The 14,056-nt window shown below is 57.0% G+C and carries 14 protein-coding genes and 1 pseudogene; 7 read left to right on the top strand and 8 right to left on the bottom strand.

Features of this window, described 5'->3' with window-relative positions:
* Positions 1 to 33 precede the first annotated feature (33 nt).
* From rpsA to trpB, 5 genes are all read left to right on the top strand, one after another.
* Positions 34 to 1,713 carry a 30S ribosomal protein S1 gene (rpsA, locus tag INHI_RS0113760; protein WP_014873584.1) on the top strand — a complete coding sequence of 560 codons (1,680 nt, stop codon included), beginning with the start codon at positions 34 to 36 and terminating at the stop codon, positions 1,711 to 1,713.
* A gap of 344 nt (positions 1,714 to 2,057) precedes the next feature.
* On the top strand, positions 2,058 to 2,342 hold the full coding sequence (gene ihfB / locus INHI_RS0113755) for an integration host factor subunit beta (RefSeq protein ID WP_008560927.1): 285 nt from the start codon (positions 2,058 to 2,060) through the stop codon (positions 2,340 to 2,342).
* Positions 2,342 to 2,692: a lipopolysaccharide assembly protein LapA domain-containing protein gene (locus tag INHI_RS0113750; protein WP_014879148.1), complete on the top strand. Its 351-nt coding sequence runs from the start codon at positions 2,342 to 2,344 to the stop codon at positions 2,690 to 2,692. Before ihfB ends, INHI_RS0113750 begins: the two co-directional genes overlap by 1 nt.
* 7 nt (positions 2,693 to 2,699) lie before the next feature.
* Complete coding sequence (locus tag INHI_RS0113745; protein WP_014879149.1) at positions 2,700 to 3,353, top strand: phosphoribosylanthranilate isomerase; 654 nt, start codon at positions 2,700 to 2,702, stop codon at positions 3,351 to 3,353.
* A gap of 127 nt (positions 3,354 to 3,480) precedes the next feature.
* Positions 3,481 to 4,734 (top strand): tryptophan synthase subunit beta, encoded by a 1,254-nt coding sequence (gene trpB, locus INHI_RS0113740; RefSeq protein ID WP_014879150.1) that lies wholly within the window; start codon positions 3,481 to 3,483, stop codon positions 4,732 to 4,734.
* A 77-nt stretch (positions 4,735 to 4,811) separates the two neighbouring features.
* Here the strand turns inward: trpB and INHI_RS0113735 are convergent, their stop codons facing one another.
* The 7 genes from INHI_RS0113735 to INHI_RS0113705 all read right to left on the bottom strand — a co-directional run bounded on the left by INHI_RS0113735 (position 4,812) and on the right by INHI_RS0113705 (position 10,863).
* Positions 4,812 to 5,195: a DUF2237 family protein gene (locus INHI_RS0113735; RefSeq protein WP_014873588.1), complete on the bottom strand. Its 384-nt coding sequence runs from the start codon at positions 5,193 to 5,195 to the stop codon at positions 4,812 to 4,814.
* Between the two features lie 9 nt (positions 5,196 to 5,204).
* On the bottom strand, positions 5,205 to 6,368 hold the full coding sequence (locus INHI_RS0113730; RefSeq protein WP_014879151.1) for a serine hydrolase domain-containing protein: 1,164 nt from the start codon (positions 6,366 to 6,368) through the stop codon (positions 5,205 to 5,207).
* 77 nt (positions 6,369 to 6,445) lie between these two features.
* Positions 6,446 to 7,204, bottom strand: coding sequence for an aminoacyl-tRNA hydrolase (pth, locus tag INHI_RS0113725; protein WP_027248012.1), 759 nt, complete (start codon positions 7,202 to 7,204; stop codon positions 6,446 to 6,448).
* 197 nt (positions 7,205 to 7,401) lie between these two features.
* The gene (locus INHI_RS0113720; RefSeq protein WP_014873591.1) at positions 7,402 to 8,031 is read right to left on the bottom strand and encodes a 50S ribosomal protein L25/general stress protein Ctc; all 630 of its coding nucleotides are present in this window, start codon (positions 8,029 to 8,031) and stop codon (positions 7,402 to 7,404) included.
* Between the two features lie 124 nt (positions 8,032 to 8,155).
* A complete protein-coding gene (locus tag INHI_RS0113715; protein ID WP_027248011.1) occupies positions 8,156 to 9,322 on the bottom strand; it encodes an alpha-hydroxy acid oxidase in 1,167 nt (388 codons plus the stop codon).
* A gap of 135 nt (positions 9,323 to 9,457) precedes the next feature.
* Positions 9,458 to 10,249 carry a tryptophan synthase subunit alpha gene (trpA, locus tag INHI_RS0113710; RefSeq protein WP_027248010.1) on the bottom strand — a complete coding sequence of 264 codons (792 nt, stop codon included), beginning with the start codon at positions 10,247 to 10,249 and terminating at the stop codon, positions 9,458 to 9,460.
* A 101-nt stretch (positions 10,250 to 10,350) separates the two neighbouring features.
* Positions 10,351 to 10,863, bottom strand: coding sequence for an acyloxyacyl hydrolase (locus INHI_RS0113705; protein WP_027248009.1), 513 nt, complete (start codon positions 10,861 to 10,863; stop codon positions 10,351 to 10,353).
* 285 nt (positions 10,864 to 11,148) lie between these two features.
* On the opposite strand from INHI_RS0113705, the gene ychF reads away from it, so the two are divergent.
* Positions 11,149 to 12,246 carry a redox-regulated ATPase YchF gene (gene ychF / locus INHI_RS0113700; protein ID WP_014879156.1) on the top strand — a complete coding sequence of 366 codons (1,098 nt, stop codon included), beginning with the start codon at positions 11,149 to 11,151 and terminating at the stop codon, positions 12,244 to 12,246.
* A 154-nt stretch (positions 12,247 to 12,400) separates the two neighbouring features.
* Positions 12,401 to 13,321: a nucleoside hydrolase gene (locus tag INHI_RS0113695; protein ID WP_014873596.1), complete on the top strand. Its 921-nt coding sequence runs from the start codon at positions 12,401 to 12,403 to the stop codon at positions 13,319 to 13,321.
* A 154-nt stretch (positions 13,322 to 13,475) separates the two neighbouring features.
* Here INHI_RS0113695 and INHI_RS20940 read toward each other — a convergent pair.
* Positions 13,476 to 14,031, bottom strand: a pseudogene (locus tag INHI_RS20940) (transposase).
* Positions 14,032 to 14,056: the final 25 nt, after the last annotated feature.

The following is a 14,056-nucleotide window of genomic DNA, read 5'->3' as shown; positions in this document are numbered from 1 at the left end:
TAAAACCGATTTGTAAAGGAAACCTGAGACCACATGGCTCAAGACACATCGATGGAGGAATTCGAAGCCCTCCTGAACGAAAGCTTCGAAATGGACACCCCCGAAGAGGGTTCCGTTGTCAAAGGCAAGGTCATCGCAATCGAAGCGGGCCAGGCCATCATCGACGTCGGCTACAAAATGGAAGGCCGCGTTGAGCTCAAAGAATTCGCAAACCCTGGCGAAGCTCCCGAAATCTCTGTTGGCGATGAAGTAGAAGTCTATCTGCGCGCTGCTGAGAACGCCCGTGGCGAAGCTGTTATCTCCCGCGAGATGGCCCGCCGCGAAGAAGCATGGGATCGCCTGGAAAAAGCATACGCAGACGACCAGCGCGTCGAAGGTGCTATCTTCGGTCGCGTCAAAGGCGGCTTCACCGTCGACCTGGGCGGCGCTGTTGCATTCCTGCCCGGTTCGCAGGTTGACGTCCGCCCCGTGCGCGACGCCGGCCCGCTGATGGGTCTGAAGCAGCCGTTCCAGATCCTGAAGATGGACCGTCGTCGTGGCAACATCGTTGTGTCCCGTCGTGCAATCCTCGAAGAGTCCCGCGCCGAGCAGCGTGCCGAAGTCATCGGCAACCTGTCCGAAGGTCAGGCCGTGGATGGTGTGGTCAAGAACATCACCGAATACGGTGCGTTTGTTGACCTGGGCGGCGTTGACGGCCTGCTGCACGTCACCGACATGGCATGGCGCCGTGTGAACCACCCCTCCGAGATCCTGTCGATCGGCGAAACCGTCAAGGTTCAGGTCATCAAGATCAACAAAGAGACTCACCGTATCTCCCTCGGCATGAAGCAGCTGCAGGAAGACCCGTGGGATCTGGTTGGCGCCAAGTACCCGCTGTCCTCCGTGCACAAAGGTCGTGTCACCAACATCACCGATTACGGTGCATTTGTTGAACTGGAGCCGGGCGTCGAAGGTCTGGTTCACGTCTCCGAGATGTCCTGGACCAAGAAAAACGTCCACCCGGGCAAAATCGTCTCCACTTCGCAGGAAGTCGACGTCATGGTTCTGGAAATCGACGGTGCCAAGCGCCGCGTTTCCCTGGGCCTCAAGCAGACCATGCGTAACCCATGGGAAGTGTTTGCAGAAACACACCCCGAGGGCACTCAGGTCGAAGGCGAAGTCAAGAACATCACCGAATTCGGTCTGTTCATCGGCCTCGACGGCGACATCGACGGCATGGTTCACCTCTCCGACCTGTCCTGGGACGAGCGCGGCGAAGACGCGATCCAGAACTACCGCAAAGGCGACATGGTTTCGGCTGTTGTCTCCGAAGTGGACGTCGAGAAAGAGCGTATTTCTCTGTCGATCAAAGCCCTCGGCGGCGACAAGTTCGCTGAAGCCGTTGGCGGCGTGAAGCGCGGTTCCATCGTGACCGTGAACGTCACCGCCATTGAAGAAGGCGGCATCGAAGTGGAATACGAAGGCATGAAGTCCTTCATCCGCCGCTCCGATCTCTCCCGTGACCGTGCCGAACAGCGCCCTGAGCGTTTCTCGGTTGGTGACAAGGTTGACGTGCGCGTGACCAACGTGGACGGCAAGACCCGCCGTCTGGGTCTGTCGATCAAAGCACGCGAAATCGCGGAAGAAAAAGAAGCCGTTGAACAGTATGGCTCCTCCGATTCCGGCGCGTCTCTGGGCGACATTCTGGGCGCAGCGCTGAAAACAGGCGACTGATTTCAGCAGCCAGCCTAGGCTGAAAATTTTGAACGGTCCTGCCCTTTTGGGGTGGGGCCGTTTCTTTTTGTCGCAGGTTGCTCTTCCCGACCTAGAGCGGGGTATGGATGAAAAACCGCATTCAGATACTGCTGCGAATCACAAATGCAATTGCAACCCTTGCAGCTGAATCGAGGGGGCCCCATCTCTGCTTTGTGGGCAGAAACCGCCAGAACCCGCCTAATGATAGGCAAACGCTGACTTATTTGCGGGGCAGGCCTGCATCCACTGTTCCCGGTTCGAGGTTTTGTACCTATAGTCGTTCAATAGAAACTGTGCCTAGCTTGGCTTGGGAGGGCCGAGAAATGATCCGCTCGGAATTGATCCAGAAGATTGCAGACGAAAACCCGCACCTGTATCAGCGTGATGTGGAGCGGATCGTGAATACGGTGTTCGAGGAGGTGACCGACGCAATGGCGCGCGGCGACCGTGTGGAGCTGCGGGGCTTTGGCGCCTTCTCAGTGAAACAGCGGGATGCGCGAGTTGGTCGCAATCCCCGCACGGGTGAAACGGTCCATGTTGAGGAAAAACACGTGCCGTTCTTCAAGACAGGTAAACTCTTGAGGGACCGCCTGAACGGAAAAGCCTGATGCGCTATATTCGCTATGCCTATCTTGGGGTGATTGCCATCGCCCTTATCTCGGTCTCTTTGGCAAATCGGGGTTTGGTTGAGCTTAAGCTCATGCCCACGGCCTTCGCCGAGTTCTTGGGCTATAATTTCCGCATCGAACTCCCCCTGTTTGTGGTTGTGCTAGGGGGTATCGCTGTTGGTCTGATTATCGGCTTCATCATTGAATGGTTGCGTGAACACAAACACCGTCGTGAGGCAGATCTGAAAGCCCGCGAGGCGAAGAAGCTCTCGCGCGAGGTCAATCGCCTGAAAAAGCAGAAGCACGAGGGCAAGGACGAGGTCCTCGCTATACTCGACGAAGCAAGCTAACGCACTCATGATGGACATTCGGGTTAAGATCTGCGGACTGAAAACACCGCAGGACATCGTGGCCGCGGCTGATGCCGGGGCGGCTTATATCGGGTTCAATTTCTTTGCAAAATCCCCTCGCTCTGTGACCGTAGAGGAAGCCACGGCGCTCGCAGTCGAGGCGCCTGTTGGTTTGTGCAAAGTGGCTTTGGTGGTCAATCCGGATGACGCCATGCTGGATGAAATCACCAGCGCTGTTCCATTGGATATGATCCAGCTGCACGGGCAGGAGACGCCGGAGCGCGTGGCTGAGGTTAAGGCGCGCTATGGTCTGCCTGTAATGAAGGTGCTTGGGGTGTCCACTGCCGAGGATATCCAAAGGATCGAGGCCTATGAGGCCGTTGCCGATCAGATTCTGGTGGACGCCAAGGCGCCGAAGGGCGCTGTCTTGCCGGGCGGAAATGGCGTCACCTTTGATTGGGGGCTTCTGGCACGCAAGAAATACTGGCGCACCCCTTGGATGCTGGCCGGCGGGCTGACGCCTGAGAATGTCGCAGAGGCGATCCGCGTCACCGGTGCGCGTCAGGTCGATGTAGCCTCAGGTGCCGAGAGTGCGCCCGGCGTAAAGGATCCTGCGCGTATTCGCGCCTTCTGTGAGGCCGCCGGTGCGCCACGTCGCTGAGAGGCGTGCATGTCGGTCTTTTACACCTGCCCCTTTCCGCGACATTTCGTAGAATCCGTCGCACCTCTCTTTACCCGGCGCAGGCCGCGCTATACTCATATCGAGCGCCGCGAAGAAGGAAAGAACCATGGCCGAAGATCTATTCAACAGCTTCATGAACGGTCCCGATGAACAGGGGCGGTTTGGTATTTTCGGAGGGCGGTTCGTCAGCGAGACTTTGATGCCGCTGATCCTCAGCCTGGAAGAGGAATATGATCGCGCCAAGGACGACCCGAGTTTCTGGGCCGAGATGGACGATCTCTGGAAAAACTATGTTGGTCGGCCCAGTCCGCTCTATTTCGCCGAGCGGCTGACTGAGCATCTGGGCGGCGCGAAGATCTATTTAAAACGGGATGAGCTGAACCATACCGGCGCGCATAAGATTAACAATGTGCTGGGACAGATCCTGCTGGCCCGTCGCATGGGTAAGGATCGGATCATTGCGGAAACCGGCGCGGGCCAGCATGGCGTCGCTACTGCCACGGTCTGTGCCAAATTTGGGCTGAAATGCGTGGTCTATATGGGTGCGCATGATGTGCAGCGTCAGGCGCCCAATGTCTTCCGTATGCGCCTTCTGGGTGCCGAAGTCATTCCGGTGACCTCTGGCCGCGGCACGTTGAAGGATGCCATGAACGATGCCCTGCGGGATTGGGTGACCAATGTCCACGACACCTTCTACTGCATCGGCACAGTGGCGGGACCGCATCCCTATCCGGCAATGGTGCGAGATTTCCAGTCGGTGATCGGTAAAGAAGTACGCTGGCAGCTGGCAGAGCAGGAGGGCGAGGGACGTCTGCCGGACACCGTAATCGCAGCAATTGGTGGCGGGTCAAACGCCATGGGCCTGTTCTACCCATTCCTGGACGACAAGTCGGTGAACATCATTGGTGTTGAGGCCGGTGGCAAAGGTGTCGATGAGAAGATGCAGCATTGTGCCTCGCTCACCGGTGGTCGCCCTGGCGTGCTGCATGGCAACCGCACCTACCTATTGCAGGATGATGATGGACAAATTCTGGAAGGCTTTTCCATCTCTGCCGGGCTCGATTATCCCGGTATCGGTCCGGAGCATGCCTGGTTGAACGATATCGGCCGGGCCGATTATGTCTCCATCACTGACAAGGAAGCGCTGGAGGCGTTCCAGCTATCCTGCGCTATGGAAGGCATCATTCCGGCACTTGAGCCGAGTCATGCGCTGGCCCATGTGATGAAGATCGCGCCCGACTTGCCTAAGGACCATATCATTGTGATGAACATGTGTGGCCGCGGCGACAAGGATATCTTTACCGTCGCGCGTCACCTCGGCTTTGATATGTCGGACACCGAAGGTCGCGACAGCGACTGATCTTGGCAGAGCGAAGAAAGCGAAAGGCGCCTCGCATAGCAGGTGCCTTTCTTCATTTCTAGTAAGGGCTCCTGACCCTAGGCCACATCACCCGGCAAAGCATGGCTTTCCAGTACGCTGAGCGGCACGATCTCCAGCGCACGTTTATGGGTCGCTGCCAGATTGACCTGCGGCGCGCAGCCCTCGTCAGCGGCCTGCAGGAAACGTCCGGCACAGAGGCACCAGCTGTCCCCGGCTTTCAATCCCGCAAAACCAAATTCAGGTCGCGAGGTGGACAGATCGTTGCCGACATATTTGGAATATGCCAGAAATTCGTCAGTCATGACGGCGCAGACCGTATGGCTGCCTTGATCCTGCGCGCAGGTGTTGCAAAGGCCGTCCCGGAAGAACCCGGTCAAGGGGGTGGTGGAACAGGGTGCCAGTGCTTCCCCGAACACATTTACGCTGTCGTCTTGATCCATGGGTATATCCTACAGTGATTTCGCCAACGCGCGCAGCATTTTGACGTTTTCATCCGCAACACCGGGTTTGCGAAATCCCCGATCAGCGCTGGTGACAACAACGACGACGTCGCGGCCTTGGTTGATATAGATATATTGCCCATAGACCCCTCTGGCCAGAAATTCACCTGGAACGGCGTTCTTCGGGATCCACCATTGAAACCCGTATCCAATCCGACCTGCATCGGTCGGGGCGGATGGGCGGGTCGAGGCGGCGATCCAGGCCTGTGGTACAACCTGTCTGCCGTTGTAGCGGCCGTTTTGGGCGATCATCTGGCCGAAACGCCCGTAGTCGCGTGTGGTTTGATTGATACCGCCGAGAACGAACGCGACGCCTTCGCCGTCAGTCAGGTAGTAACCAGCGCGTTCCAGCCCCAAATGCCGCAGTATTTTCTCGGAGAGCAAATCAGGGATAGGACGCCCCGTTGCGCCACGAATAACCATGCCCAGAACATGGGTGTCGATGGATACATACTGCCAGGCCTCGCCCGGCCCTCCGATGGTCTCGTTCAGGTCGGCGGTGAAATCATCCAGCGTCCCACCAAGCGCGAGGGTGCGGCCCATCCGATTGATATCGGAATCGTAGTCCAGGTAATCTTCGTTGAACTTCACGCCGCTGGCCATGTTCAGCACATTGCGGATGCTGGCCGTTTCATACGCGCTGCCCTTCAGCTCTGGCGCATAGTCGATGACCAGATCATCGAGTGAGCGGATCTTGTCCTCTCGCAGCAGAACGCCGAGGAGTGCGGAGAGATAGCTTTTCGCCATCGACCAAGAGATCCGCAGGTCATCCGGGCCCGTGCCCTGATAGTAGCTCTCGTGACGGATCTGGCCGCCTTTTAACACCAGCAGGGAGGTCACGTTACTGTGGCTGATCCAGTCTTGCGAGCCGGGGGGGAGGGTCATCTCTACTCCGGAGGGGAGTGCGCTCACCGGGCCATCGCCGCGATCAAGCGGCGCGGTCAAAAATGCACCTTCCATATTTGAGAAATTGGAAACAATGCGATCTTCGTCAAACAGCGTGTTTACGGCCATCAACCGGCTCAGCGACTCGCGTTGCCAATAGGCGAGAGCCGCAGCGAATATCAGTAAGATAATAAGAAAATACGAAAATAACTTTAAATATCGATGCATAATCATCCTCCTCGGACACGGCTGAGCCTAGTCAGCCGTAGCCCGCGCGCGCAAACAGGACGCAACGGAAACTTTGGTTACTTAAATTTGTTTAGAAGCCGTTCAATGGCGGACGGCGCGGTTTCATCAGCGCTCTGCACAGCGGACGGCTCTGCGGCAATGGGGGGCGTCTTCTGGGCGTCAGACCTGTCGGGCTGTGCCGTTTTTTTTGAGCTGGGGGCATCGGTGCGCCCTTTGGCTGCAGCGCCTGAACCAGAAGAGCTGCGCGGTGGTGCGACGCGCAGCGCCACGGCATTCATGAATTTCCCGCCATCACCTGCGGCGAGTTGAGCGGCGCCATCGGAAATACCGCGCATCAGGTCGTCGAGCCAGGTTTCATCTGCCTTGGTAAAATCACGCAGCACATAGCCTGCGACAGCGTCCTTATGACCGGGATGGCCAATGCCTAGGCGGACACGGCCATAGTCGGCGCCAATGTGCGAATGGATCGAGCGCAACCCGTTGTGACCGGCATGTCCGCCGCCTTGTTTGACCCGGGCTTTGCCCGGTGCCAGGTCCAACTCGTCGTGAAGGACAGTCACATCAGCAGGGGTCAGTTTGTAAAACCGCATAGCCTCGCCAACGGATTGGCCGGATAGGTTCATAAAGGTCTGCGGTTTCAGCAGCAGCACTTTGGTGCGGCCAAGAACGCCTTCGCTGATCTGAGCCTGAAACTTGGACTTCCAGGGCGAGAACCCATGGTCGCTGGCGATCTGATCCAGAGCCATGAAGCCAATATTATGCCGGTTGCCTGCGTATTTCGCACCGGGATTTCCAAGGCCAACAAATAGTTTCATGCACACTTCAACGATGTGTTTGGGATGGGGAACTGTCTTATGGCGCTACATCGCGCGTTTCAGGATAAAAATCCAGACCCTGCAAATAATTCTGTGTGAGCAGGTGGTCAGTGCGACATGCCCTATCTTAAGTGCAGACAAAAAAAGCGAGGCCAATACTGGCCTCGCTCTCACGTTCCAAACCTTTCGGTTGGAGCTTATTCTTCTGCGGCCGCTTCGGCTTCGTCGTCAGACGCTTCGTTGTCTGCGGACTTCAGGCCCGACGGAGCAGAGATGTTGGCCACGACGAAGTCACGGTCGATGGTCGGCTTTGCACCTTCGGGCAGCTTGATCGCCGAGATGGTGACGGTGTCGCCAACGTTCAGACCGGCCAGGTCAACAACCAGCTTCTCGGGGATGTCACCGGCGGTCACAACCAGCTCTACCTCGGGACGCACAGCGGTCAGAACGCCGCCACGCTTGATACCGGGCGCTTCTTCTTCGTTGATGAACTCAACAGGAACGAAGAGATTCACTTTCGAGGTGCGACGCAGACGCATCAGGTCGAAGTGCGTAGGCAGGTCTTTTACAACATCACGCTGTACGTCGCGGCAGATCACGCGCACGTCTTCCTGGCCTTCCACTTTCAGGTTCCACAGCGTGGACTTGAAGCGACCGGCTTTCAGTTTTTTCAGCAGTTCGTTGAAGGGGATCTGGATGGACACGGGGTCCGCGTCGCCACCAAATACAACACCAGGAACCATGCCAGCACGACGTGCTGCACGAGCGGCGCCCTTGCCCGACCCCGTACGTTCTTGGCAAACAAGATCAGGAATCTGACCAGCCATGATAATTCTCCAATTTGATAATGGGGGTGCCTCCAAGGCTGTCACCCCGCGTGAAGCCGTGCGCATAGACCGGATTGGCCGATATTGCAAGTCGCAAACCAGACGAGGGCTGATGCGATGCCGTCTATTTCTGCCAGCGCCCGCCGAAATCTTCCGGTACCAAGAGATTGTGGCGGCCAAGATCTGCGACGGATTTCTCTCCGCATAACGCCATGGTGGTATCCAGTTCCTTGTGCAGGACCTCCAGCGCGCGTGTCACTCCGTGCTGACCCATAGCGCCCAATCCGTAGACAAAGGCGCGTCCGATCATGGTGCCCTTGGCCCCCAGCGCCAGGGCTTTCAATACGTCCTGCCCTGAGCGAATACCGCTGTCCAGATGAACTTCAATCTGATCACCAACCGCATCCATGATTGCGGGCAGCATCTGAATTGAGCTGAGCGCCCCGTCGAGTTGGCGGCCACCATGGTTGGACACTACAATGGCATCCGCGCCAAGCTTGGCGGCTATTTTGGCATCTTCGACATCCAGAATGCCCTTAAGAATGACTTTGCCGTCCCAGAGTTCGATGAGCTTGGCGATTTTGCTCCAATCAAGCGAGGGATCAAACTGTTCCGCCGTCCAAGCACCAAGAGAGGACGCATCGGAAATCCCCTCCACATGGCCGACGATATTGCCGAAGTTGCGCCGTTTGGCGCCTAGCATTTGCAGCCCCCATGTCCATTTCGTCATCAGGTTGGCAATGGTCTTGGGCGTGAGCTTTGGCGGGGCGGAGAGGCCGTTTTTCAGATCCTTGTGGCGTTGTCCCAGGATCTGCAGGTCCAGCGTGATCACCAGCGCCGAGCATTTTGCTGCCTTCGCGCGGGCAATCAGGCGTCTCACATAGTCCTCGTCCTTCATAGTATAGAGCTGGAACCAGAAAGGTTGCGTCGTCGCTTCGGCCACTTCCTCGATCGAGTTGATGGACATGGTCGACAGCGTGAAGGGCACACCGAAGGCTTCGGCCGCGCGCGCGGCTTTGATCTCGCCATCTGCGTGCTGCATTCCCATCAGGCCGACCGGGGCGAGGGCGACTGGCATCGACACGTCCTGCCCAATCATCTGACTGGCTGTGCTGCGCCCAGCCATATCTACGGCCACCCGCTGGCGCAGGCGGATTTTTTCAAAGTCGTTGGTATTGTCGCGAAAGGTCTGCTCGGTCCAGCTACCACTTTCTGCATAGTCATAGAACATCTGCGGGACGCGGCGTTCGTAGATGCGTTTCAGATCGTTGATATTGGTAATGACCGGCACGGCTTTGTCCTCACCCTGAGTTGGTAATAAATTTTTACCAATTGGAGGACGAAAGCGCAATCCATGATTTCGACACAGCAAAAAGGCCGCACCAATCCGGCGCGGCCTTTACAAAGATCTTTGCTGAATAGTGAGTTAGGCGGAGTGCGCACCGTCTGCGAGAGACTTGACGAAGCTGAGGACCTCTCCCACGGGTTTGCCAGCGCCAATCTGGCTGACAATCGCCGAGCCGACCACGGCGCCATCTGCAACGGATGCGATGGCTTTTGATTTCTCCGGCGTATTGATGCCAAAGCCGACAATTACAGGCAGATCGGTCTTGACTTTGATCCGTGCCACTTCTGGGCCGACATTGGTGGCTTCTGCCTCGGCGGCGCCGGTAATCCCAGTGATCGACACATAGTAGACAAAGCCTGAGGTGTTTTGCAGCACACGGGGCAGGCGCTTGTCATCTGTGGTTGGGGTGGCCAGCCGGATAAAATTCAGGCCGGCCTGCTGTGCAGGCAGGCAGAGTTCGCTGTCTTCTTCGGGCGGCAGATCCACAACGATCAGACCGTCGATACCGGCTTCTTTGGCATCCTTCAAAAAGGTTTCGACGCCCCGGCTGTAGATTGGGTTGTAGTAGCCCATCATCACGATTGGCGTAGTGTTGTCTTCTTTGCGGAAGGTACGGGCAAGATCCAAAGTACGCTGTAGCGTCATGCCCGCTTCCAAGGCGCGCTGGCCTGCCAGCTGGATGGTTGGACCGTCTGCCATTGGATCGGTAAAGGGCAGGCCCAGTTCGATCACGTCTACACCGGCGCCGGGCAGGCCTTTGATCAACTCAAGTGAGGTTTCAAAATCAGGGTCACCCGCCATAACATAGGCGACAAAGGCCTTTTTATTGGCAGCTTTTAAGTCAGCGAATTTGGCGTCAATGCGGGTCATGATCGGGCCTTTTAAGAGTGTCTGCCCCGGTGTGCCGAATGTTTCGGCGGAAATCAATCCCGTGCACAGCCTTACTGTGATGGATCAGCCTGCGGTATCACTCAGCCTTTGAATGGAACATGCCAGCGCAGAAGCAGAGAATTTACCCCAGGGTTGATATCCGCCGTCGACGCATTGGACTTATGGGTCAACGCCAGCGATAGCGCCCGGCCGTTCTCAAAAGTCTTACCAACGGCCAATGCGCTGCGGATTTCAAACGTAGAGCCAAGGTCATTCAGTCTCACGCTTTCCGCATAGGCTCCGGGCATGACGCTGGTCTCAATGAACCAACCTTGCCGTAAGTGCCATTTGCCAACTACGCCCGCGCCGACGAACAGATCACCTGTTGTCTGCACATCAAGTGCGGCACCGAACAATGCGTCAAAGTTGCCGCGCTGCCAAAAGGCGTCGTGCTGATATTCGACTGAGACAAGTGCACTGTCTTCAGCGCCTGCACGTGAAAAACTTGAATACCCTGCGCTAAAAATCCAGTCTTGTGCAGCAGCAGGCAGTGCGCTGGCCAGTGTGAACGCGCTGGCAATATAGGCTGCTGTAACGAAGGTGCGAATGCTCATGATGATAATCTCGTGTTGGTCAGCTTGGCTGAAATGATCCTATAAGTTGGGAAAAAGTCCATAAGGCAGCAGGCTTATCTGGTCACGATCCCGTCACAGAAACGCAACTGTCACCAAATAGTTGCACAAAATCTGCTTTTGTTTTCCGGCCAACGTCATGGACGCCCGGTTGCGGCCCTAATGTGCAATACGCACGGCGGCCTTTAGGCATGTCGGGCGATGGCCGCTTGCGTCACTGCAAAATGCTGCCTAGAAGCACCTCCCAAGTGGCATCAGGAGGCCGGAATGGGCTTTAAAATGGGAATCGTGGGTCTGCCGAACGTCGGTAAGTCGACCCTGTTCAACGCATTGACGAAAACCGCATCGGCGCAGGCGGCGAACTTTCCGTTTTGCACCATCGAACCAAACGTCGGCGAAGTTGGCGTGCCGGACGCCCGGCTGGACAAGCTGGCCGCGATTGCCGGATCCAAACAGATCATTCCGACCCGGATGACTTTTGTTGATATCGCAGGCCTCGTCAAAGGCGCTTCACAAGGTGAAGGCCTGGGCAATCAGTTCCTGGCCAATATCCGTGAAACCGATGCCATTGCCCATGTGCTGCGTTGTTTTGAGGACGGCGACGTGACCCATGTGGATGGCCGCGTCGATCCGGTGGCCGATGCCGAGGTGATCGAGACTGAGCTGATGCTCTCCGATCTTGAAAGCATCGAGAAGCGTCGCGCCAATCTGGTGCGCAAGCTGAAGGGAAATGACAAAGAAGCCCAGCAGCAGGATCGTCTTTTGGCGGACGCACAAGCGATGCTGGAGGAGGGGAAACCTGCCCGTTTGGTTGAGGTCGACGCCGAAGATGCCAAGGCCTGGAAAATGTTGCAGCTGCTGACCACCAAGCCGGTGCTTTACGTCTGCAACGTCGGTGAGAGTGAGTCTGTCGAAGGCAATGAATACTCTGCCAAAGTGGCTGAGATGGCGGCAGGCCAGGGCAATTCCCATGTAATCATATCCGCTCAGATCGAGGAAGAGATCAGCCAGCTTGAGCCGGAAGAGGCAGAAATGTTTCTTTCTGAAATGGGGCTGGCCGAGGCAGGTCTGGATCGCCTGATCCGTGCGGGCTACGAGCTGTTGCATCTGGAAACCTACTTCACCGTCGGACCTAAGGAGGCGCGCGCGTGGACCATCCGCACGGGGACCGCGGCACCGCAGGCTGCGGGCGTCATCCATGGCGACTTCGAGAAGGGCTTCATCCGCGCCGAAACCATCGCTTATGAAGACTTCATCGCACACAACGGTGAGCAAGGCGCCAAGGAAGCGGGCAAAATGCGCGCCGAAGGCAAGGGCTATGTCGTCAAGGATGGCGATGTGCTGCACTTCCTGTTCAACACCTGATCCTCGCAGAACTCACAGAGCATTTGATGCCCGTCTTCTCGCGAAGGCGGGCATTTTCTTGATAGAGTTGTCGCCTATTCCTGAAAGTGGCAGGCTTGAGTTATCGCTAACGAAAATGCTAAACCCCCACGATTAATCAGTCGGAAGGATAAAAATGACAAAGCTGATCATCGACACGGATCCCGGTATCGACGATGCCATGGCGATTTTCTACGCAGCGGCAGCGCCTGACATTGATCTATTGGGGCTCACCACGATCTTTGGCAATGTGACCACCAAAACGGCGACCCGCAACGCGTTGCGTTTGCTGGAAGCTGCTGGTCTGGACCTGCCCGTTGCGCATGGCGCGGAGACTCCGTTGGTGCTGCCGCCCTTCACGCCATCGGCCCATGTGCACGGTGCTGAAGGTTTTGGTGATATCCCGGCCAAGACACCCAAGGGACAGGCCCTGGACGAAGACGCGGCTGATTTCCTGATCCGCATGGCGCGTGAACACAAGGGTGAGTTGGTGGTTTGCCCGATTGGTCCCTTGACCAATATCGCCCACGCCATTCAGCGCGATGCTGAGTTCGCCAAGAACGTGAAACGCATTGTCATCATGGGTGGCTCGCTTGAGGAGGGCGGAAATATCACCCCGCACGCCGAGGCCAACATCTATCATGACCCCCATGCCGCTGACGTCGTCTTTGGCTCTGGTGCAAAGGTCGAAATGGTGGGCCTTGATGTGACCCATCGCATCCTGTGCACCAAGGAAGATTTTTCCGCTATCGCGGCGACGTCACCGGAACTGGGCGGTATGCTGCAGGAAATGTCGGTTTTCTATCTGCATTTTTACGAAACCGTTGGAAAGTTCGATGGCTGCTCGCTGCACGATCCGGCTGCGGTCATTGCCTGTACCCATCCGGAGTTGTTCACCGCACGTGCAGTGGCGATGGAAGTGTCCTGCGAAGGTGAGACCTCGGGCGAAACCCGCCTCGCCGCTGACAGTGCCCGCTTGCCCATCGATGTCTACATGGGCGTTGATGCAGATGCAGTGAAATCGCTCTTCCTGAAGCGGCTCGCCATCCTGCCGTAAGCCGCGCGAGCGGCCTCCCGCAGGTCTTTGCAAACAGAGTTTTATATCGCCCCGCCGCATGAAATCGCGGCGGGGCGATATTGGTTTTGTACCCTCGGCTGAACGTGTGGATTTTTTCCTGAAAAGCGCATTTTTCCTTTTCCCAAAGGACTTATCATGCGGGCTCTGTGAGTGGTATGCCAAGAGCGGTGTAGCGGTCGAGCACAGCGATCGGGATCTGGAGATCAGCGACCTGTCGGTCGAAGTCTCGTGCCATGATGTCTTGGTCAACACGTTTGACACAGTCCATCCGCTGACCGGCAGAGCAGTGCGCAGCACTGTCCCGAGAGGGTTGCTTTCTGCGAGGCTTCGACGGTGATAGCCATTCAACTTTCGCCAGAGTGCCCGTCTAGGATATTTGCAGGCCCTCACGGCATCGTTTCGTGCGATGGCTCCTGCCGTGGTAGGCTTCCATAATTGGGCATTCTTACGCGGCGGCGGCACAGAGTGCTGAAGTTCGGTGGCTTCCAGTCAAAGCCTGCCAGCCGCAACAAGCTTTCGAGGACGCCGCTCGTCTGGCGAAGGGGCATGCCGAATAGTATCTTCATCGTGAGACAAATCTGGATTGCCGCGTCGCTGAACGCGCGCTGACGAGTGCGCTTGCCGGTCGCCGGAGCTTACCATCCCATATCGGGATCAAACCAGATCGATAGCGAACCGCGCTGCCTCAGCGCCGTGTTGTACGAAGGCTAGTTC

Origin of the sequence: Phaeobacter inhibens DSM 16374 (genome assembly GCF_000473105.1) — a bacterium.
GTDB lineage: Bacteria > Pseudomonadota > Alphaproteobacteria > Rhodobacterales > Rhodobacteraceae > Phaeobacter > Phaeobacter inhibens.
This window is presented reverse-complemented; position numbering and strand designations above follow the sequence as displayed.

Excerpts from the sequence above, each read along its gene's own strand:
- pth (WP_027248012.1), bottom strand. The coding sequence starts at position 7,204 with ATGAAACTATTTGTTGGCCTTGGAAATCCCGGTGCGAAATACGCAGGC.
- rpsA (WP_014873584.1), top strand. The coding sequence starts at position 34 with ATGGCTCAAGACACATCGATGGAGGAATTCGAAGCCCTCCTGAACGAA.
- trpA (WP_027248010.1), bottom strand. The coding sequence starts at position 10,249 with ATGACCCGCATTGACGCCAAATTCGCTGACTTAAAAGCTGCCAATAAA.
- INHI_RS0113720 (WP_014873591.1), bottom strand. The coding sequence starts at position 8,031 with ATGGCTGGTCAGATTCCTGATCTTGTTTGCCAAGAACGTACGGGGTCG.
- INHI_RS0113735 (WP_014873588.1), bottom strand. The coding sequence starts at position 5,195 with ATGGATCAAGACGACAGCGTAAATGTGTTCGGGGAAGCACTGGCACCC.
- ihfB (WP_008560927.1), top strand. The coding sequence starts at position 2,058 with ATGATCCGCTCGGAATTGATCCAGAAGATTGCAGACGAAAACCCGCAC.
- INHI_RS0113695 (WP_014873596.1), top strand. The coding sequence starts at position 12,401 with ATGACAAAGCTGATCATCGACACGGATCCCGGTATCGACGATGCCATG.
- ychF (WP_014879156.1), top strand. The coding sequence starts at position 11,149 with ATGGGCTTTAAAATGGGAATCGTGGGTCTGCCGAACGTCGGTAAGTCG.
- INHI_RS0113750 (WP_014879148.1), top strand. The coding sequence starts at position 2,342 with ATGCGCTATATTCGCTATGCCTATCTTGGGGTGATTGCCATCGCCCTT.
- INHI_RS0113745 (WP_014879149.1), top strand. The coding sequence starts at position 2,700 with ATGATGGACATTCGGGTTAAGATCTGCGGACTGAAAACACCGCAGGAC.
- trpB (WP_014879150.1), top strand. The coding sequence starts at position 3,481 with ATGGCCGAAGATCTATTCAACAGCTTCATGAACGGTCCCGATGAACAG.
- INHI_RS0113705 (WP_027248009.1), bottom strand. The coding sequence starts at position 10,863 with ATGAGCATTCGCACCTTCGTTACAGCAGCCTATATTGCCAGCGCGTTC.
- INHI_RS0113730 (WP_014879151.1), bottom strand. The coding sequence starts at position 6,368 with ATGCATCGATATTTAAAGTTATTTTCGTATTTTCTTATTATCTTACTG.